This window comes from Sulfurivermis sp., assembly GCF_059410345.1.
Window position 1 is genome coordinate 175849 of record NZ_JBLJDO010000001.1, and the last position, 20227, is coordinate 196075.

Here is a 20227-nt window from a genome sequence, read left to right on the forward strand (position 1 = left end):
CATGGATATCCTCACCCTAGTCGGTCTGATTTTCGGTGTCGGTGCGCTGCTGCTGGGCCAGTACATGGAAGGTGGCCAGGCCAGCGCACTGCTCAACGGGCCGGCGGCGGTGATCGTCTTGGGTGGCAGCATGGGGGCCATCATGTTGCAAGCTCCCATGCCCACCTTCATGCGTTCGATACGTATCCTGGGCTGGATCTTCCGCCCACCCACGTTGGCGGCTGACGAGGCCATCGAAAAACTGATCGCCTGGAGCAATATCGCGCGCAAGGAAGGCCTGCTCGGCCTGGAGGCAATCTCCGAGACCGAGCCCGATGCCTTTGCACGCAAGGGCTTGCAACTGCTGGTGGACGGCTCCGAGCCGGAGGTAATGCGCGGCATACTCGAGGTTGAAGTGGATGCCAAGGAGCACCACGACATACAGGCAGCCAACATCTACGCCAGTATGGGCGGCTACACCCCAACCATTGGCATCATCGGTGCGGTGATGGGGCTGATTCAGGTGATGAACAATCTGGCTGATCCGAGCCAGCTCGGTCATGGCATCGCGGTGGCCTTCGTCGCCACCATCTACGGTGTGGGCGCTGCTAACCTGTTGCTGATACCCATTGCCAACAAGCTGAAGAGCATCATTCACGGCCAGACCCAGTTCCGTCTGATGATCATCGAAGGCATCGTCTCCATCGCCGAGGGCGAGAATCCGCGCAACATCCAGACCAAGCTGCAGGGCTATCTGCATTAGGAGCGGGCATGGCGCGCAGAAAACGCCCGGAAGAGCACGAAAACCTGGAGCGCTGGCTGATCTCCTATGCGGATTTCATCACCCTGCTGTTTGCCTTTTTTGTGGTGATGTACTCCATTTCGTCCATCAACGAGGGCAAGTACCGCGTGCTGTCCGATACCATGGTGGCCGCCTTCAATACGCCACCCAAGACCTTGCAGCCGATCCAGGTGGGCGAGGAGGGTGTCAGCGGCGACCCCTCGCCCATCAAACCGGAAAAGGCATCTGCCGCGGTATCGCCCGGCGTCATCGAGCAACTGGCGCAAATGGCACAGTCCAACGAGCTGGGCCAGATTGCCACCGATTTCGAGCGAGCCATGGCGCCGTTGATCCAAAAGGATCTGATCAACGTTTCGCGCAACGAACTGTGGGTCGAGATCGAAATCAACACCAGTATCCTGTTCGACAGCGGCAGCGCACGTCTGGAAGATGACGCCATGCCAGTGCTGGGTCAGCTGGCAGATATCCTCAAAAAATACCCCAACTACATCCAAGTGGAAGGTTTCACCGACAACGTGCCCATCGCCACCGCCGGCTTCCCCTCCAATTGGGAGCTATCGGCACATCGTGCCGCCAGTGTGGTGCATCTGTTCATGGACAAGGGGGTGCAGCCCGATCGCATGGCCGCCATCGGTTACGGCGAGTACCGCCCCATCGCCGAGAATGCGACACCGGAAGGCCGGCGCAAGAATCGTCGTGTGGTGCTGGTGATACTGGCTGATGAAAAGGCGCGCCGCGCCCTCGACATCCAACGTAACCGACCGGCAGGTGACTCATGAAAGTTTGGTCAGTTGCCAATCAGAAAGGCGGCGTGGGCAAGACAACCACCGCGGTGACGCTGGCCGGATTGTTGGCATCACGCGGTCACAATACTCTGATGGTCGACCTCGACCCGCACGGTTCGCTCACCAGCTATTTTGGGTACGACCCAGACAGTATCGAGCATAGCGTCTACTCGCTGTTTCAGGAGGACAGCCACCAGCCGGTGGCTGATATCGTGCGCGACACGCGCTTTGAGCGCCTGTCATTGTTGCCTGCCTCCACGGCGCTGGCCACGCTCGATCGCCAGCTCGGCGCCAAGGAAGGTATGGGCCTGGTCATCGGTCGTGCCTTGGTACAATTGGCCAACCGCTTTGATTACGTGTTGATCGATTGCCCGCCGGTGCTCGGCGTATTGATGATCAATGCGCTCGCAGCCAGCAGTCACCTGCTGGTGCCGGTGCAGACTGAGTTTCTCGCCCTCAAGGGACTGGAGCGTATGATGCGCACCTTGATGATGGTGACCAAGGCGCGCAAGCGGCCGCTCAACTACATCATCGTGCCCACCATGTTCGATCGGCGCACACGCGCCTCGCTGGAGACTTTGCAGAACCTGCGCAACAACTACGCCGATGTGTTGTGGCGATCGGTTATTCCGGTGGACACCCAGTTTCGTGAGGCCAGCCGCGAAGGCATGCCGCTGTCCTATCTCAATCCCCATGCGCGTGGGGTCATTGCCTATACGGCATTGCTGGGCACCTTGCTGGGCAACAACCTGCAGGCGCCGGGCGGACTGTGAATATGGAACAGGACAAGTTGCAGGCATTGGTGGCAGAGAAGGATGCGCTCAGCGTCTATTTCGAGGCGTTGCTGCGCGAAGCACCACCGGAGCTGGATCTGGAAACGGTCGTCACGGAGGCACCGAGCCCCGTCGTCACGCTGCAGCGCAGCGAGGGACCGCCGGCCTGGGGAGAGGCTACCTTCCAGGCCCTGTTGTTCAAGGTCGGCGGTCTCAGCCTGGCCGTGCCGCTGGTAGAGTTGTCCGGGGTGCAGGAATGGCAGGACGGCAAGGTCACGCCACTGCCGGGACACCTGCCCTGGTATCTGGGCCTGATGCAATATCGCGAGCGCAACGTCCCGGTGGTCGACACGGCACAACTGGTGATGCCACAGGATCGGCTGGCCGGCTTGTTGCCGTGGCAGGAGCGCCTGCGCCATGTGGTGTTCATTGCCGACGGCAATTGGGGGCTGGCCTGCGACGAACTGGCGCAGGTGGTGACATTACGGCCCGATGAGGTGCGTTGGCGCACCAGTCGTACCAAGCGCCGCTGGCTGGCCGGCACTGTGATCGAACATATGTGTGCCTTGCTGGACCCGCCGGTGTTTGCCGACGTGCTGGCCAGCGGGATGGAAGATACACCGGATGCCGCAACGCGGGATGAGGGGGAACAAGATGAGTAAGAAGGTGCAGAGCGGTAACGACCCGATCACGGAATGGGTGACCTTCCGCCTCGACGCGGAGAAATACGGTATCGACGTGATGCGGGTGCGGGAGGTGTTGCGCAACACTGAAATCGCCCCGGTGCCGGGTGCCCCTGGGTTTGTACTCGGTATCATCAATCTGCGCGGCAATGTGGTCACGGTGATCGACACGCGCAAGCGTTTTGGCTTGATGCCGAAGGCCATCGATGAGGCCAGCCGCATCGTCATCCTCGAGGCTGGCGATGAAGTGGTGGGCATGATGGTGGACAGCGTGGCCGAGGTGGTCGACCTGCGCGCATCCTCCATCGAAACGGCGCCCAACGTCGGCAATGACGAGAGCGCGAAATTCATTCAAGGGGTGAGCAACCTCGACGACGGTCTGCTGATACTGGTGGACCTGAACAAGCTGCTCAGCGCCGAGGGTGATGGCTGACGCTGGCCATGGCCGAGATCGGACCTGTTACGCCGCCATCGCCGGGGCCTTCGATCCGGCCACACCGCGTTCCGCCCGAGGAGCGCGATCGGCAGCGCAAGCCGCCGGCGGAGCAGGAGGAAGACACGCCACCGCAGGCCGACGATGAACCGCACGACGAGGCACCACCCGCTGACGACGACCAGGACGATGGCCCGCCGCATATCGATGTGTATGTCTGAAGGAAGGTCTGAATAAGTCCATCCTGGACTTCTCAGCCCACGCGAATCGAAAAACGTGATTTTCGATTCGCTTCATTTTCCAACGACATATCGTCGTTGGAAAATGGCGGCACATCCCTGTGCCGCGGAAGCTCTGAGTTTATTCAGAGCTTCCTGAACTGAAACTTTCACCCAGTGGCGTCTGAGGGCATTGCGCAATGGAGAATCTCTGGCAGGTGGCTGTGGTGGTGGTAGTGGCTGTGCTGGTCGTGGCCGGTCTCGTCGCACTGCGCCGTACCGCGGCGCGGCAGGATGCAGCGTTGAGCAGCCTGCAAAATGACCTGCGCGCCCTGTGCAATGCGGCGGTAGGCATGGGGGATCGGGTCAATCAAATGGAACGGCGTCTGCGCCAGGTGTCCGAACGGCAGGAGGCGCTGGGCTTGCGTCAGGAGCAGCTCAACCAGGAAGACCCCGAGGCGCGGGCCTATTCGCAGGCCATCAAGATGGCGCACAAGGGCGCCAATGTGGATGACCTCATCGACGTCTGCGGCCTGTCCCGTGGCGAGGCCGAGCTGGTGGCGATGATGCATCGACTCGGCAAAGAATAGGGCAGGGGCCGAGCGCTGCTTCGCCCGCACAGTGGGCTCCTACAATTTTCCCTGCGGCCCCCAGCCCGGCGGGAATTTCTCCGTCACCATATAGGCAAAGGCGATGACCTCCGCCACGGCCAGATACAGCTCCCGTGGTATCTCATCGTTTAGTTCCAACTGCGCCAACAGTCCCACCAGTTCCCGATCTTCATGCAATGGCACGCCGTGTTGCCGTGCCAGTTCTATGATCTCCTCGGCGACGGCACCGCGCCCCTTGGCGCTGATGCGCGGTGCGCGTTTGCCGTCATAGTGCAGGGCGACGGCATTCTTCGGCGGCGGGTGGCGTCGGGTCATACGCTGAGATTCACCAGGCCGCTGGGTACGGGGGCCTCTTCCGTTGCGGCACGACCGACGGTGCTGCGCAAATGTTCCACTTCCAGGCCGGCGGTGTGCAGTTGGCCGCGCAATTCCTCCAGCCGCAGCTGTAAGCGTTCGGCCGTTTGCGGCTGTTCAGCCCAGAAACTGACGCCGACCTTGCCGCCCAGCAGGGTGACGACGCTGTCGACGGCGCCATGCTGGGCGCTGTCGAAATGCAGGCGTACCGACCAGCCCGGCGCGCCACTGCCGTCCCGCTGGTTTCCCTCGCGCTGGATACGCAGGCGCAGAATATCCTGTTCGGTGCCGCTGCGCAGCGGCAGCTCCAGCAGCCACGCCGGGTCCGCACCGGTCTGCGCGCCCAAGGTGTGGAGTTGCTGTACCTTGACCCGCGCCAGGGCACCTTCGATTTGCTGTGACAACTCGCCCAGCATGGCGGCGGACAACATGAGGGCGGGCAGGTTGCCGCCGCGCGCTGTGGCGGCTGCCGGTGCCGCGGCCTGTTCCTTGACCGCATGGAGCAGGCGCAGCAGCCCGGCACGAAAATCCTCCTGCAGGGCGGTGGTATCGCCGCGGGCCAGCCGTGCCTCCAGAAACAGACCGGAGTTGAGCACCGCCTGGCGCAGACCTTCGGCAGTGCCGAGTCGTTGTGGTTCGGGCAGGCGGTTTAATAGTTCCAGCGCCAGGCTTTGCAGCTTGTCTGCGGTCGGTGTGGCCGCGGCGGGCGTTGCCGGTGAGGCAGTGGATGCAGGCTGCGGCCGCGAAGTGATCTCGCCAGCGCGTAAATCTGGCAAAGACACAGGCAGAGACGGAGCCGTAGTGGCGGGGGGCAACGGGGGCGGGGCAGCGGCGTTTGCCGTGGCCGTTGTGCCGCTGCCGGGTACCGACGGCAGCTGCATCAGACGGGCGATATGTTGCAAGACGGTCGCCAGCGGCAGTTGGTGCGGCAGGGCCGTGCGCCAGGCCTGTTGCAGTGCGGGTTGTTCGGCCGGCTTGTCCAGCAGGCGCAGTACGACCCGATCCGCCTCAAGCGCCACCTCCAGTTTTACCTGTTGGCCGACGGCAAGGGGGAGCGGGCTGCGCGCCTGAACCGGTTTGCCCTGACCCTCCAGTTGCAGCAGCAGGGTACCGTCGCGCTGCGCGTCGATTACCCGGGCGTCCAGTACCTGCCCCGCCTGCCATTGCGGGCTGGCCGCCGTCGTGCCGGTCAGGGCGAGGGTGAGCGTGGTTCCGGTGCCGGGATGGCCGATGTGCATGGGGATGTCAGCAGACCTGTGTCGGGTTACTATGATGCAGTATAAGTCATTGCCATGACGGCGGTTCACGACAACAACAAGGGTATGCTCGGGCCATGAAGGAAACGCAGAACTGGTATGTGCGGCGCGGCAAGGAGATCAAGGGGCCATTTCCGGCCGGATTGATTTCCCGCTATATCCTGCTCGAGCGCATCAGTGAGCGCGACGAGGTCAGCCATGACCGGCAGGAGTGGCTGCGTATTGTTGATGTCCCCGGCTTGGTCCCCGATGTGATCCACATTGCCCGCGCCAATCCCGGCGACGAGGAGGCGCAACAGCACCTGGCTGCCGCACGGCGCTGGGCGGACGAGCGCCGTGAGGTGAAGGGGACACCGCCGCAAGACGGCGAGCGGCGCAGCAACAGCGCCATGGTGTTCAGCCACCCGTCGCGCGATGCGGACAGTCGCCCCAGCTCTTTGATCAGCCGCCGTGATTACCTGGTGGTTGCGGTCATACTCGTGGTCCTGGTGGCGATCCCCTTCCTGGTGCCGTCCGGCCCCAAGCCCAGTGACCCGCAATGCGAGGCGCCCCCTGCCGCCGGCATCAACTGGAGCAACTGTCGCCTGGAAGGGCGCCAGTATCCCAATGCCGATCTCGCCGGCGCCACCCTGCGCAACGCCAACCTCACCGGTACCGTGTTGCGTGCCGCCAACCTGGCCGGCGCCGATGTCTCCTATGCCAACCTGACCCTTGCCAACCTGCGCGGCGCCAACCTGCGCCAGGCCAACCTCAAGGGCGCCACCCTGCGCAACACCGATTTGAGCCATGCCAATCTGGAGAACGCCGATCTGTCCTATGCCGATCTCAGTACGGTGGACCTCGGCAGCGTCGTGCTCAGCGGCGCCAGGCTCGACTACGCGGTGTGGGGCGGTGGCGTGGTGTGCATGCCGGGCTCGGTGGGGGAATGTGTGCCGGCGAAGGTGCAGTGATAGCAAAACTCACCAGGCCCAAGACCGATGGCGCCGTTGCGCGCGAGCGGTTGTTTCGGCGGCTTGATGAGGCTTTTACCCATACTCCCCTGGTTTGGATTTCGTCTCCGGGAGGGGCGGGGAAGACGGTGCTGGTGAGCAGTTATCTACGGGAAAGAGGGTTGAACTGCCTCTGGTTTCGGATGGATGCCCAGGACTGCGAACCGTCGAACTTCTTCCATTATCTCGGGCAGGCCGTTGCGGCAGCAGCTCCTCGCCATCGAAAGCCCATGCCCCTGTTGACCGCCGAATATCTACACAGCGAACCGATTTTTAGTCAGCGCTATTTTGAAGAGGTCGGTCGCCGCCTGAAAGAGTCTGTTGTTGTCGTGTTCGACAACTGCGAGGCAGTCCCCGATGATGCCTACCTCTGGTCGCTGCTCGCCCAGGGCGTCGGCTGTCTTCCCCCCGGAGTAAAACTGATCTTCACCAGCCGCCATGAGATTCCGGGGGCATTTGCATCACTGCAGATCAATGGCCGTCTTGGCGCAGTGGGTTGGGAGGAAATGAAGGTGTCGCCCGCCGAGGCCGAACTCATCGGTGCGCAGCATGGGCAGGTGATTGCCGAGGTGCGCCGTCTTCATGAGCGGTCTGACGGGTGGATGGCCGCCTTGGTGCTGATGTTGGAACAGCGCCGCCGCGGGGGTGATGACGTACTGGCGGACCACGACTCGCCACAGGCACTGTTCGACTTTTTCTCCCATGAGATATTCGTGCGCCTGCCGCAGGAAGTGCGCACGTTGTTGCTGAAAACCGCCTTCCTGCCGACTGTTTCGGTAGCGGCCGCGGAGCGGCTCAGTGGCGAGGTCCGGGCAGGCCGCATTCTTTCGGATCTCTGCCGCCACAACCTGTTCACAGAACGGCTTTCCGGGGGCGGAGCCGTCTATCGTTATCATCCCCTGTTCCGTAATTTTCTTGTGCAGCAGTGCCCGGCGGTTTTCTCTGCCGCCGAGATGAGAGACATCAAATATGTTAGCGCGACCGTGTTGTCGGAGTCTGGTGCGCTGGATGCCGCGGCCCCGTTACTGGTCGAAGTCGGCGCGTTTGTCTCTGCCCTCGAACTCCTGTTGGCGAATGCCTCCACCTTCATCAATCAGGGACGCAATCAGACACTGCTTGATCTGTTGGCCTCCCTTCCCGGGGAGCTGATCAACGGCTCTTCCTTTGCCAACTTCTGGCGCGGCATCGCGCTGCAGCCCTTCGACCCGGCTGCAGCGCGCGACCATTTTTCCAGGGCATTTGACCTCTTCAGGGAGGCCGGCGATCTGCCGGGCATGCTCCGCTGCTGGAGTGCCTTGGTGGAAACCGTCTTTCACGCGTGGGATAACTTTACCCAGATCGATCCCTGGATTGCGTGGCTAGACAACATCGCCCATGAGCCGCTGATCATTGCCGATCCGACACTCGATCTGCAGGTTTCCTCGACGATGACGGCTGCCCTCACCATGCGCGGCGGCGATCCGAGAAGCATGCGCGCCTGGGCTGGTCGCGCGATACGCGCGTTGGCTTCGGTGGAGGATGTCCCCCCGCGGCTGAGCGCACTGATCTATTGCACCAACTATCTGGCGTGGGTACAGCCCCTCGAGCTCGACACGACCGCCATAGATATCTCTCTGCGGGACGCGGAGCGGGCCGAGCTGCCGCCCATCTTGCGGCTGGCTACGCTCTATGTCCGGGCCGCCTTGGAGTTGCACCGGGCTCCCGACATGAGCGTCCTCCTGGAGGAGGTCCGTTCTGCCTTGGCATTGGCGGATCAAACGGGTGTCCACGTGTGGGATGAAATACTCTGCGGTCTGGGTGTGCATTGCGCCGTCCTGCTCCAGGAGCGCAGCGCCTCGGCTTTTTTCCTGGAACGAATGCGTCAATGTGTCTGCGCGGAAAGAAAGCAGGGGCTGGCCTTTTATTATTACGTTCGCGCCTGGGATCGCCTGGTGTTCGGGGCGACCGGCGAGGCAAGGGAAGATATCCGCCAGGCGCTCCATCTGTATGGGCAGACGGGTTATGAATTCCCGTCGAATGTTGCCTACTACGGCGCCGCGATAATCTGTGCGGAGCACGGCGAGCTCGACACGGCACTTGCCTATGCTGTGCAGGCCGATAGCACGGCCAAGAAATTCCAGGCATTTGCCATGCGCCACAGCACGTTGCTCACTCTCGCCTACGTGCATCATAAAAGAGGTGAGTGCATGGCGGCAGCGGAGGCGCTGCGCGAGGCGTTTCGTATCGGCAAGGCGGGAGGTTACTACCTCACGCTGTGGTGGTGGTATGCACCGATGATGTCTACCCTTGCCGACTTGGCGCTGCGTGAGGGGATTGAGTGTGATCATGTCATCGAGGTGGTGCGTCGCCTGAAACTCACCCCTGTCGATCCGGGTGCTGCCCCCGCGGCGTGGCCATGGCCGATCCGTATCGACACGCTGGGGCCGTTCGAGGTCAATCTTGACGGCCAGCCACTCGATAGCGGAAAGAAACCGGGTCAGAAACCGCTGGCCCTGCTCAAACTGCTCGCCGCGTCCGGTGCCGATGGTCTCTCCGTCAGCGTGGTGGCGGACTTGCTGTGGCCGGGGAGCGAGGGTGACAAGGCGCATCATGCGCTGGAAATGGCGCTGCACCGCGCACGGAAAATGGTGGGGAGCGATGAGGCGATCCTGATACGCAATGGCTGGATCAGACTAAATCCCTCCCTGTGCTGGGTCGATAGCCACGCCTTCACCGCAGGTGTTGAGGCCGGATTGCGCGCCATGCAGCAGGGGCGGCCGGAGGAGGGCCGCCGCGCCCTGGAGCGCGCACTGGACCTTTACCGCGGCCACCTCCTGGCCGGCGATCGGTACGTCAACCAGGTGGCCCCGACCCGGGAGCGGTTGTGGCGGCGTTATCTGGTAGCGCTCGAAAAGTTGCGCGTCCTGTATGAAAGTGCGGGTCAGATCGAAATGGCGCTTGATCGCTATCGTCACGCCTGCGAACTGGATGAGCTCGCCGAGGAGCCATGTCGCCAGTACATGCGCTATTGCCTGCAACTGGGCCGAAGGGACGAGGCACGCCGGGCCTACGCCCAGCTGGATCGGGCGATGCAGCAGACACTGGGGGTGGCGCCAGCAGAGGCCACCCGCGCGCTGTTCGACCCTGTTGCCTGAGGATGAACTGCCCACAGGATTGTGCTGTCTGGGTACAAACGCAGGCTCGCTCTGCGATGTGCCGGTGATCATCCGCCCCGTGATACCGGCTCCTAAAATGTTCCTCTTACCCCATCCGTGAGCCATCGGTGAGTCCCCCGCCTGTAAGGTGTTAGCAACCGCCCCTCGTACAGGGCGGATAGCCAAACCAAATCAGGGAACAGGGGGAAGTCATGGGCGCATTCATCAGGGTAGTGCGGCACGGGGCGGTATTCGCCGGGTTGGTAGTCACGCTTCTCGGCCTCGCCGCCTGCGGCGGGGGCGGGGGCGGGGGTGGCGATGGTGGCGTGACCCCGTCCGCCCCCGAGGTCACCCTCGGCTATGGCATCAAGCAGCTGCAGTTCTCCTGGGACGCGGTTGCCGGCGCCACCCATTACCAGCTGCTGGAAAATCCCGATGGCGCCTCCGGCTACAGCCAGGTGGGCAGCGATATCAGCGCCACCAGTGTCGATCACGCCATCGCCCTTTACCGGCGCGTGAACGCCAGCTACATCGTCAGCGCCTGCAACAGCGCCGGCTGCACCGACTCTGCGGCGATCTTCCTCGCCGCACAGCTGGTACCTGCCATCGGCTATGTGAAGGCGTCCAATGCCGGGGAGCAGGACCAATTCGGCGGCGCCGTCGCACTTTCCGCCGATGGCACCACCCTGGCGGTCGGGGCCTTCACCGAGGACAGCGCCGCCACCGACATCGACGGCGACGAGGCCGACGACTCGGCATCCGCCTCCGGCGCCGTCTATGTCTTTACCCGCAGCGCCGGCACCTGGTCGCAGCAGGCCTACGTCAAGGCCTCCAACACCGACGCAGGCGACTGGTTCGGCTACGCCCTGGCCCTCTCCGCCGACGGCGACACCCTGGCAGTCGGGGCCTACAACGAGGACAGCGCCGACATCGGCATCGACGGCGATGAGGCCGACAATTCAGCCCTCTCCGCCGGCGCGGTCTACGTCTTCACCCGCAGTGCGGGCACCTGGTCGCAGCAGGCCTACGTCAAGGCCTCCAATACCGGGGCGGACGACGCGTTCGGCTACGCCGTCGCCCTCTCCGCCGACGGCGATACCCTGGCAGTCGGGGCCTACAGCGAGGACAGCGCCGCCATCGGCGTCGATGGTGATCAGGCCAGCAACACGGCGTCCAACTCCGGCGCGGTCTATGTCTTCACCCGCAGTGCGGGCGCCTGGTCGCAGCAGGCCTACGTCAAGGCCTCCAACACTGGGGCGAACGACTGGTTCGGTTACGCCGTCGCCCTCTCCGCCGATGGCACTACCCTGGCGGTCGGGGCCCACAACGAGGACAGTGCCGCCACCGGCATTGACGGCATTCAGACCGACAACTCCAAACTCAGCTCCGGCGCGGTCTATGTCTTCACCCGCAGCGGGGTGAACTGGTCGCAGCAGGCCTACGTCAAGGCCTCCAATACCGGGGCGGACGACTGGTTCGGCCGCGCCCTGGCCCTCTCCGCCGACGGCAGCACCCTGGCAGTCGGGGCCCAATGGGAAGACAGCAACGCCACCGGCATCGGCGGCGAACAGTTCAACGAGTCGGCGTCCAACTCCGGCGCGGCCTATGTCTTCACCCGTAGTGCGGGCTCCTGGTCGCAGCAGGCCTACGTCAAGGCCTCCAATGCCGGGGCGGACGACGTGTTCGGCGGCGTCCTTGCCCTCTCCGCCGATGGCGATACCCTGGCAGTCGGGGCCTACAGCGAGGACAGCAACGCCACCGGCATCGACGGCGATCAAGCCATCAACACGGCAGCCAACTCCGGTGCGGTCTATGTCTTCACCCGCAGTGCGGGCAGCTGGTCGCAACGGGCCTACGTCAAGGCCTCCAACACTGGGTCGAACGACTGGTTCGGTTTCGCCGTCGCCCTCTCCGGCGACGGCACTGCGCTGGCGGTTGCGGCCAGAAACGAGGCCAGCAACGCCACCGGCGTCTGCGCCAGCGGCGACAGCGCCTGCGCCACGGCACAGGCGAACAACGCGGCCGACGGTGCTGGCGCGGTCTACCTCTATTGATGAACGGTGTACCCATTCCGCGCGTGGTCGGGTACACGGCGGTGGGCGGCGGATTATCCGCCGCCCGGTTCCAGGAAGGCTGGGGCCATCGCCGCGCTGGCGGGCTCCGAATGCGGCGTTGTTGCAGGGAGAAGCACCGAACAAGTGCGGTGCTTCCATGGCACAGGGATGTGTCGCCCCTCAGTGACGACATGCCACTGGGGAATGAAGCAAACCGAAAATCACGCTTTTCGATGGGCCTGTTCTGAAACGTTCGGATGGGCTTATTCAGACCTCCCCTGGTTATCCCCGAAACTCTCCGTGGTATAGCGCTCCACCTGCAGGGTGTCCGACCACCAGTCCGGCGGCAGGCCGGCCTTGCGCTTGAGGTGTTGCCAGAAGTCGCGGGGGTGCGGCAGGGATTCCCAGACGCTGGGCAGGAAGGTGCCGCGGTGGCCGCGGTCGCGCAGGATGAGGCCGTCGCTGCCGGGGCGGATCTGGCGCAGCAGATCGGCCTCGTTCTCGAACTGCAGCGGTTGCGGCGGACTCAGGATGGAGATGTGGATGTCCAGTCCCTCCAGTTCCCACTCGGCCAGCGGCGCGAAGCGCGGGTCTTCGAAGGCGGCGGCCCAGGCATGGTAGGCGACGTCCTCCACCAGAGGTTGGTGGGCTTCGAGGATGCCGATGCAGCCGCGCAGTTCGCCGTGGCGGTGCAGGGTGACGAAGCTGGCATGCAGCGGGCGCAGCTCTTCCGGGTAGTCGGCGGCGTGCACCGTCAGCGGCCGGCCATGGTCGAGGCCGTGACGGATGGAGTCACGGGCGACTTGCAGCAGTGTCTGTCGACCGCTGGCGCTGATCATGCGGCCTCGCGGAACAGCCAGGCGCCGTAGCCGACCACCGAGTCGCGCGGGCCGGCGGTGTCGCCGGAGTTGCGCAGGTCGACAGTGTTGGCCTTGAGACCCAGCCGCCGGGCGGCGAGCAGCAGGCCGCGCACCGGGTTGCGGCCGCAGGCGCCCTCACTACGCAGGTCCTGGTAGCGCAATTCCTCGATGGCCCGGGCGGTAGTGCGGTCCATGGCCTGGGCGGTGGCATAGTCGTGGTAGTGCGACAGGTCCGAGCTGATCACGATCAGGGTCTCCGGACCACCCCACAGCCGTTCCAATACCGCTTCCACCTCCTGCGCCGTCGCATCGCCCACCACCAATGGCACCAAGGCGAATTCGCCCAGCACTTCCTGCAGAAAGGGCAGGTGCACCTCCAGACTGTGTTCCATGCTGTGGGCCTCGTCCAGGGCATGCACCTGGGGCAGGGCAGCGAGGTCGTCGATGGCGGCGCGATCCAGCGGTATGTCGCCCAGCGGGGTGCGGAAACAGTCGGCGCTGCTGCTGGCCAGGCCCAGAAAGCCGACGCGGTGTGAGGGGCCCAGCAACACCACGCGGCGCACGCTGCCGCGCAGCGCGGCAAGGCGGGCGTAGGCGCTGGCCGCCACCGGCCCGGAATAGATATAGCCGGCATGGGGGGCGATGATGGCCTTGGGCGGCGCGCCGTCACCGCGCTCCGCCTCGTGCAGGAATCCCTGCACCATCCGACGCAACTGGAGCGGGTCGGCCGGGTAGAACAGGCCGGCGACGGCGGGTGGACGGATCTTCGGCATGACGGACTCCTCATCCTCTATCTTCTATGGATAGAAACTATAGCGCCCCAGTGACGCGGGTTCACGGTGGAGAGCCATCATGGAAACAACCAACTTCGAGGGCGTCGAGCCGTCCAGCATCGTCGACACCCGATACTGGCATGCGCTGGACGATGGCCGTGTGCAGTGCGACCTGTGTCCGCGCTATTGCAAGCTGAAGGAAAACCAGCGCGGCTTGTGTTTCGTGCGCGGCAATCTGGGCGGCAAGATCGTGTTGGCCACCTGGGGCCGCTCCAGCGGCTTCTGCGTCGACCCCATCGAAAAGAAACCGCTCAACCATTTCCTGCCCGGCACGCCGGTGCTGTCCTTCGGTACCGCCGGTTGCAACCTGGCCTGCAAGTTTTGCCAGAACTGGGACATCAGCAAGTCGCGCGAGCTGGACACCCTGCTCGATCAGGCCACGCCCGAGGTGATCGCCCGCGCCGCCGCCGATCTCGGCTGTCGCAGCGTGGCCTACACCTACAACGATCCCATCATCTTCCACGAGTACGCCATCGACGTGGCCAAGGAATGCCGCAAGCACGGCATTCTGTCGGTGGCGGTGACCTCCGGCTACGTCTGTGCCGAGCCGCGGCGCGAGTTCTATCACTACATGGACGCGGCCAACGTCGACCTGAAGGCCTTTACCGACGAGTTCTACCACAAGATCACCGGTGGTCACCTGCAACCGATCCTCGACACCTTGCTGTACCTCAAGCACGAAACCAAGGTATGGCTGGAGCTGACCACGCTGCTGATCCCCGGCCTCAATGATTCGGCGGAAGAGATCGCGGCGATGAGCCAGTGGGTGGTCAAGGAGCTGGGGCCGGACGTGCCCATGCACTTCACTGCCTTTCACCCCGACTGGAAGATGCTGGACCGGCCGCCGACCCCGCCGGCGACCCTGACCATGGCGCGGCGCATCGCCATGGACAATGGCGTGCGCTATGCCTTTACCGGCAACGTGCACGACCCGGAGGGGCAGGGCACGTATTGTCACCACTGCGGCAGCAGGCTCATCGGCCGCGACGGCTACAACATCACCGCCTGGCAGCTGGATGCCGCCGGCAAGTGCCGCTCCTGCGGCACCGCCTGCGCCGGCGTGTTCGAGGCGCGGCCCGGCGACTGGGGCGGCAAACGTCTGCCGGTGCGGCTGCGCGACTATGCGCCCGCCTGAGCGCCGGAGGTATATCCACGGGAAATTCCGGGTTGAACTGAGCGGCCACGGCCGGTAGCCTGACCGGGTTATGCGAAACTTTATTCCGGTATGGGCGCCCGGTGCGGCGCTGGCAATGGGGTGTTGGCTGGGGGCAGTGGCGGCGGAGGAGGCCGATGGGTTTGGTGGCGAGGCCGAGCTGGGCATGGTCACCACCAGCGGCAACACCAATACCCGTAGTGTCAACGCCAAGGTCAGGTTGCGTTACCTGAGTGGCCCCTGGCGCAACGAAGGACGCGTGGAGGGCCTGCGCACCTCGGACGGTGGTGCCGTTACCGCCGAGCGCTATTTGGTCAGCGGCAAGAGCGACTACCGCTTTACCTCCGCCGACTATGTGTTCGTCACCGTGCGCTACGAGGACGATCGCTTCAGCGGTTACGACTACCAGTTGTCCGAGGCCGTTGGTTATGGCCACCGCCTGGTGGATGCTGCCCGTGTGAAGCTGGACCTGGAAATCGGTGCCGGTGGTCGCCACAGCCGGGAAACCGGCGGCCGGCAACGCGACGAGGGGATCCTGCGCGGTGCCGCCAGGCTGGCGTGGGATGTCAGCCCCACTGCCCGCTTCACCGAGGACCTGCTGGTGGAGAGCGGTGAGAGCAATACCTACACCGAGTCGGTATCCGGCCTCAGTGTGCGGATCAACAGCCAGTTCGCCCTGAAGCTGTCGCTTACGGTGAAGCACAACAGCGACGTGCCCGCCGGCGTCGAGCATACCGATACCATCAGTGCGGTGACCCTGGTATACGATTTCTGACACCCCCGGAGCGGGCTTGCCTCTGCCCTCGACGGGACCCCAAGTGGCGCGGATGCGGTTACAATAGCCGGCCCGACCCTATCAGTCCGAAAACCATGCAGAACGTACGTATCGGTATCGTCACCGTCTCCGACCGCGCCAGCCGCGGCGAATACGAGGACCTGGGCGGTCCCGCCATCCGCGACTGGCTGGAGCAGGCCCTGGCCACCCCGTGGGAAGGGGTGGCGCGACTGGTGCCGGACGAGCAGCCGCAGGTGGAGGCGGTGCTGCGCGAGCTGTGCGACGAGCAGGGCTGCTGCCTGGTGGTGACCACCGGCGGCACCGGACCGGCACCGCGCGACATCACCCCCGAGGCGACCGCCGCCGTCTGCGAAAAGCTCCTCGACGGCTTCGGCGAGCAGATGCGCGCCGTGTCGCTCAAGTTCGTGCCTACCGCCATCCTGTCGCGCCAGATTGCCGGTACTCGCGGCCGTTCCCTGCTCATCAACCTGCCGGGCAAGCCGTCGGCCATCAAGGATTGTCTGGAGGCGGTATTCCCCGCCGTGCCGTACTGCATCGACCTCATCGAAGGACCGTACCTGGAAACGAAGCCGGAGATCGTGACGGCCTTTCGCCCCAAACACGCCAAGAAACCGCAGGATTAAGTCATGGACCGCAAAGACGCATTGGATAAATTGCAGACCGTGCGTGATTTTATCCGCTGGGGGACGAGCCGCTTCGCTGCGGCCGATCTGCATTTTGGCCACGGTACCGACAATGCGCTGGACGAGGCGGCCTATCTGGTGCTGCATACCCTGCACCTGCCGCCCGATATCGCGGAGCCCTATCTGGATACCCGCCTGACTGAACTGGAAAAGAAAGGGATACTGGAGATTCTCCTCACGCGCATCGATGCGCGCCTGCCAGCCCCCTACCTGACCCATGAGGCGTGGTTTGCCGGCCTGTCGTTCTACGTGGACCAGCGTGTGCTGATCCCGCGTTCGCCCATCGCAGAGCTGATTGAGCAGGGCTTCCAGCCGTGGATCGAACCAAACCAGGTGGCAAGGGTGCTGGATTTGTGCACCGGCGGTGGCTGCATCGCCATCGCCTGTGCCGAATATCTGCCCCATGTGCAGGTGGATGCGGTGGATATCTCCGAGGATGCCCTGGCGGTGACGGCGCTGAACATCGAGAAGCATGCCATGCAGGAGCGGGTACACGCGGTGCAGTCGGACCTGTTCCAGAACCTGGGCGGGCGCAAGTACGACATCATCGTCAGCAATCCGCCCTACGTGGATGCCGAGGACATGGCGGCGCTGCCGCCGGAGTACCGCCACGAGCCACGGCTGGCGCTGGCGGCGGGCGACGACGGTCTCGACCTGGTATTGCGCATTTTGCAGGAGGCCTCGCTGCACCTGACCCGCGACGGCATCCTCATCGTCGAGGTGGGCAACAGCTGGCACGCCCTGGCCGAACGCCTGCCCGAGGTGCCGTTCACCTGGCTGGAGTTCGAGCGCGGTGGTCACGGTGTTTTCCTGCTCACCGCCGAGCAGGTGCGCGAGTACCGCAGCCTGTTCCGTTTGGTGCGGTGAACTATTTTATTCACGGAGAACACGGAACAAGTCATGCGCTGGCTCCGTATTCTCCGAGCCCTCCGTGGTTCGTGTGTTTTTCTGGGAGAGTTTTATGGCATTGAGCTTGCGGCCGAAGACGGCAGAGCAGTACGTGAAGATGGTGGACAGCGCCATCATCGAGGTGGACGAGTTGCGTTCCAGCTATGAATACGACGCTGAGGAAATGGGTGCCGTACCACCCTATCTGAATACGTTGGAGCAGATGCTGAAGGATCTGCGCCGCTCCATGGCCGACGGCAGCTACGAGTTCGGCCGGACCGACCTGCCGTTCATGGAGATGGTCAATCGTTTTCGCAGCCGCATCCCCTTCGCCGATCTGCTGGCGATGATCAACAAGACACATAAAGAAGGTCTCGACACCGAAAGCGAATGAGCACCGAACACCGGTGTGGAGGAGTGGCATGAGCACGCAACACGACAGCAGCAACCAGCAGATCGTCTTCGACCCGGAGTTGATCAAGCGCTACGACAAGTCCGGGCCGCGCTACACCTCCTACCCCACGGCGGTGCAATTCCACAGCGGTTTCGGCGCTGACGACTACCGCCGTTACGCCGAGCAGAGCAATCAGCGTGGCAACCCGCTGTCGCTGTATTTTCATATCCCGTTCTGCGACACGGTATGTTTCTACTGCGGCTGCAATAAAGTGGTCACCAAGGATCGTACCCGCGCTGCACCCTATCTGGAGCGGCTGCACCGCGAGCTGGAGTTGCAGGGCGCGCTGTTCGACAAGAACCGCACCGTGGATCAGCTGCATTGGGGCGGTGGCACGCCGACCTTCATCAGTCACAGCGAAATGACCGCACTGATGGACAAGACACGTGAATGTTTCAACCTGCGCAACGACGACAGCGGCGAGTATTCCATCGAGATCGACCCGCGCGAGGTGAAGGTGGACACCATCGCCCTGCTACGCCAGCTGGGTTTCAATCGCATGAGTCTGGGCGTGCAGGACTTCGACCCGCGCGTGCAAAAGGCGGTGAACCGCCTGCAGTCGGAGCAGGAGACCATGGCCGCCCTGGGTGCGGCGCGGCGCGAGGGTTTCAAGTCGCTCAGCATCGATCTCATCTACGGCCTGCCATTCCAGAGTGTGGTCAGTTTCTCCGCCACCCTGGACAAGGTGCTGGAGATATCACCGGATCGGCTGTCGGTGTTCAACTACGCCCATCTGCCCGAGCTGTTCAAGCCGCAGCGCCGCATCAATCCCGAGGAACTGCCGGCGCCGCAGGAAAAGCTCAACATCCTGCAGATGACCATCGAGAAGCTGACCGCCGCCGGTTACGTCTACATCGGCATGGATCATTTCGCCAAGCCCAATGACGAACTGGCCGTGGCGCAGCGCAGCGGTACCCTGTACCGCAACTTCCAGGGCTATTCCACCCACGCCGATTGCGACCTGGTGGGTCTGGGCAGCACCTCCATCGGCCAGGTGGGGCACTGCTACGCCCAGAACCTGAAGGAACTGGAGGCCTATTACGAGGCCATCGACAACGGCCGCCTGCCGGTATTCCGCGGTGTGGAGCTGAATGCCGACGATGTGCTGCGCCGCGCGGTGATCACGGAACTCATTTGCCACTTCCATCTGGACAAGGCCAAGGTCGGCGCACAGTTCGCTATCGACTTCGACGATTACTTTGCCACCGAACTGAAGGAACTGACGGCGATGCAGGCCGACGGCCTGCTCACCGTCGATGCCGGCCACATCCAGGTGCTGCCCGCGGGCAAGCTGCTGATCCGCAACATCTGCATGACCTTCGACCGTTATCTGCGCGAGAAGGCCGGGCAGCGTTTCTCCAAAGTGATCTGACGTGGGCGGGGATGCGCGGCGGCTGCTATGGGCGCTGCTGTGCTACAGCAGCGTACTCGTGGCGGCACCGTCGCCGGCGGAGCAGGATGCCTATCTGGCCGGTCAGCTCAGTTATTTTCTCGAGCGCGACCTGGGTTGGCAGCGGGGCAGCTTCGTCTTGGCGGTGCGTGATGGTGTGGCAACGGTCACCTTGCCGGACGATGATCTGGCGCGCCGCGTTGTCCTCGCCCAGGCGCTGCCCCAGATTGACGGACTGAAAGGTATCAACGTGGCAGTGGGGGCGGCCGCAGAGGCCGAGCCGCGCCGTCCGCTGTACAGCTTTCTCGGTCTGGCCCCCGGCTCGGTGCCGTTCCCGGTGGGCGATCTGTTTCTTCCCCTGCTGGCCGACCCCAAGCAGCCGCAGTTTTTCACCAGTTACCGCTACTACGACACACCGATTGCCGGCGCTCATGCCGCCGCGGTGGGCTACGGTGAAACCTTCGGTTTCTATCGCCAATCCGGCCAGCGACCCGGTGATGGCCTGCAGGTGGGCGTGGCCGGTGCCTTGTTCGCGCAATTCAATCTCGATGCGCCTTCGGCCGACCTGATCAACGCCGATTACACCATCGGTGTGCCGATCACCTGGCGCAACGGCACCACCTCGGCGCGGCTGCGCATCTATCATCAAAGCTCCCACCTGGGCGATGAGTTTCTCCTGCGCGCGAGTCCTGAACGCATCAACCTGAGCTTTGAATCGGTGGAGTTTCTGCTGTCGGAGCAGCGCGAGGTGTGGCGCGTGTATTTCGGTGGCGAATACCTGTTTCACCGCGAGCCCGCCGATCTCAAACCTGCCGGGCTGCATGGCGGCCTGGAGTTCCGTACCACCCGTCCAGTTTGGAATGCCGGGCACTGGGTCGGCGGCCTGGACGTCAAGGCCTGGGAGGAGCACGATTTCAGCCCCGATAGCAGTCTCAAGATCGGTCTGGAGTTCGGCGCCTATCAGCCGGGGCAGCGCCGGGTGCGGCTGATGCTGGAGGGCTACCGCGGCCATGCGCCCCACGGCCAGTTCTATGCCGATTACATCACGTATTACGGTATCGGACTCTATCTTGGTTTTTGAAACCGCAGGACGATTGCT

21 protein-coding genes are annotated in these 20227 nt (G+C 63.7%); 17 read left to right on the forward strand and 4 right to left on the reverse strand.

The features are described from left to right. The first annotated feature begins 1 nt into the window (after window position 1). From ACMV8A_RS00795 to ACMV8A_RS00825, 7 genes are all read left to right on the forward strand, one after another. Window positions 2-742 (forward strand): flagellar motor protein, encoded by a 741-nt coding sequence (locus ACMV8A_RS00795; RefSeq protein ID WP_495323816.1) that lies wholly within the window; start codon window positions 2-4, stop codon window positions 740-742. Between the two features lie 8 nt (window positions 743-750). Then, the gene (motD, locus tag ACMV8A_RS00800) at window positions 751-1560 is read left to right on the forward strand and encodes a flagellar motor protein MotD (RefSeq protein WP_495323817.1); all 810 of its coding nucleotides are present in this window, start codon (window positions 751-753) and stop codon (window positions 1558-1560) included. Further along, entirely contained in the window at window positions 1557-2339 is a 783-nt protein-coding gene (locus ACMV8A_RS00805; RefSeq protein WP_495323818.1) for a ParA family protein, read from the forward strand. Before motD ends, ACMV8A_RS00805 begins: the two co-directional genes overlap by 4 nt. Window positions 2340-2341: 2 nt before the next feature. Beyond that, on the forward strand, window positions 2342-3001 hold the full coding sequence (locus tag ACMV8A_RS00810) for a chemotaxis protein CheW (RefSeq protein WP_495323819.1): 660 nt from the start codon (window positions 2342-2344) through the stop codon (window positions 2999-3001). Then, a complete protein-coding gene (locus tag ACMV8A_RS00815) occupies window positions 2994-3455 on the forward strand; it encodes a chemotaxis protein CheW (protein WP_495323820.1) in 462 nt (153 codons plus the stop codon). Before ACMV8A_RS00810 ends, ACMV8A_RS00815 begins: the two co-directional genes overlap by 8 nt. A gap of 8 nt (window positions 3456-3463) precedes the next feature. After that, complete coding sequence (locus ACMV8A_RS00820) at window positions 3464-3676, forward strand: hypothetical protein (protein ID WP_495323821.1); 213 nt, start codon at window positions 3464-3466, stop codon at window positions 3674-3676. A 197-nt stretch (window positions 3677-3873) separates the two neighbouring features. Then, on the forward strand, window positions 3874-4263 hold the full coding sequence (locus ACMV8A_RS00825; protein ID WP_495323822.1) for a DUF2802 domain-containing protein: 390 nt from the start codon (window positions 3874-3876) through the stop codon (window positions 4261-4263). Between the two features lie 39 nt (window positions 4264-4302). Here ACMV8A_RS00825 and ACMV8A_RS00830 read toward each other — a convergent pair whose 3' ends face one another. Both ACMV8A_RS00830 and fliK read right to left on the reverse strand, forming a co-directional pair. Further along, a complete protein-coding gene (locus ACMV8A_RS00830; RefSeq protein WP_495323823.1) occupies window positions 4303-4599 on the reverse strand; it encodes an EscU/YscU/HrcU family type III secretion system export apparatus switch protein in 297 nt (98 codons plus the stop codon). Continuing rightward, a complete protein-coding gene (gene fliK / locus ACMV8A_RS00835; RefSeq protein ID WP_495323824.1) occupies window positions 4596-5876 on the reverse strand; it encodes a flagellar hook-length control protein FliK in 1281 nt (426 codons plus the stop codon). Before fliK ends, ACMV8A_RS00830 begins: the two co-directional genes overlap by 4 nt. 95 nt (window positions 5877-5971) lie before the next feature. Here fliK and ACMV8A_RS00840 point away from each other — a divergent pair, with 95 nt between their 5' ends. The 3 genes from ACMV8A_RS00840 (at window position 5972) to ACMV8A_RS00850 (ending at window position 12071) form a co-directional block, all read left to right on the forward strand. Continuing rightward, a complete protein-coding gene (locus ACMV8A_RS00840; RefSeq protein ID WP_495323825.1) occupies window positions 5972-6844 on the forward strand; it encodes a pentapeptide repeat-containing protein in 873 nt (290 codons plus the stop codon). Further along, window positions 6820-10017 (forward strand): AfsR/SARP family transcriptional regulator, encoded by a 3198-nt coding sequence (locus tag ACMV8A_RS00845; protein WP_495323826.1) that lies wholly within the window; start codon window positions 6820-6822, stop codon window positions 10015-10017. Before ACMV8A_RS00840 ends, ACMV8A_RS00845 begins: the two co-directional genes overlap by 25 nt. Window positions 10018-10229: 212 nt before the next feature. Continuing rightward, window positions 10230-12071, forward strand: coding sequence for an FG-GAP repeat protein (locus ACMV8A_RS00850; RefSeq protein WP_495323827.1), 1842 nt, complete (start codon window positions 10230-10232; stop codon window positions 12069-12071). 263 nt (window positions 12072-12334) lie between these two features. Here the strand turns inward: ACMV8A_RS00850 and amrA are convergent, their stop codons facing one another. Together amrA and amrB are read right to left on the reverse strand one after the other, a co-directional pair. Further along, entirely contained in the window at window positions 12335-12910 is a 576-nt protein-coding gene (gene amrA / locus ACMV8A_RS00855) for an AmmeMemoRadiSam system protein A (protein WP_495323828.1), read from the reverse strand. After that, window positions 12907-13704, reverse strand: a complete 798-nt coding sequence (amrB, locus tag ACMV8A_RS00860; protein ID WP_495323829.1) for an AmmeMemoRadiSam system protein B — start codon at window positions 13702-13704, stop codon at window positions 12907-12909. The genes amrA and amrB overlap by 4 nt, the downstream gene beginning before the upstream one ends. A 79-nt stretch (window positions 13705-13783) precedes the next feature. Between amrB and amrS the strand changes: the two genes are divergently transcribed. From amrS to ACMV8A_RS00895, 7 genes are all read left to right on the forward strand, one after another. Next, window positions 13784-14899: an AmmeMemoRadiSam system radical SAM enzyme gene (amrS, locus tag ACMV8A_RS00865; RefSeq protein ID WP_495323830.1), complete on the forward strand. Its 1116-nt coding sequence runs from the start codon at window positions 13784-13786 to the stop codon at window positions 14897-14899. A 70-nt stretch (window positions 14900-14969) separates the two neighbouring features. Further along, the gene (locus ACMV8A_RS00870; protein WP_495323831.1) at window positions 14970-15692 is read left to right on the forward strand and encodes a DUF481 domain-containing protein; all 723 of its coding nucleotides are present in this window, start codon (window positions 14970-14972) and stop codon (window positions 15690-15692) included. Window positions 15693-15787: 95 nt separating this feature from the next. Beyond that, window positions 15788-16336 carry a molybdopterin adenylyltransferase gene (mog, locus tag ACMV8A_RS00875; protein ID WP_495323832.1) on the forward strand — a complete coding sequence of 183 codons (549 nt, stop codon included), beginning with the start codon at window positions 15788-15790 and terminating at the stop codon, window positions 16334-16336. A gap of 3 nt (window positions 16337-16339) precedes the next feature. After that, window positions 16340-17263, forward strand: coding sequence for a 50S ribosomal protein L3 N(5)-glutamine methyltransferase (gene prmB, locus ACMV8A_RS00880; protein ID WP_495323833.1), 924 nt, complete (start codon window positions 16340-16342; stop codon window positions 17261-17263). Between the two features lie 94 nt (window positions 17264-17357). Beyond that, the gene (locus ACMV8A_RS00885; RefSeq protein ID WP_495323834.1) at window positions 17358-17678 is read left to right on the forward strand and encodes a hypothetical protein; all 321 of its coding nucleotides are present in this window, start codon (window positions 17358-17360) and stop codon (window positions 17676-17678) included. A 28-nt stretch (window positions 17679-17706) separates the two neighbouring features. Continuing rightward, window positions 17707-19110, forward strand: coding sequence for an oxygen-independent coproporphyrinogen III oxidase (hemN, locus tag ACMV8A_RS00890; RefSeq protein ID WP_495323835.1), 1404 nt, complete (start codon window positions 17707-17709; stop codon window positions 19108-19110). 1 nt (window position 19111) lies between these two features. Then, window positions 19112-20209: a DUF1207 domain-containing protein gene (locus ACMV8A_RS00895; RefSeq protein WP_495323836.1), complete on the forward strand. Its 1098-nt coding sequence runs from the start codon at window positions 19112-19114 to the stop codon at window positions 20207-20209. Window positions 20210-20227 lie beyond the last annotated feature (18 nt).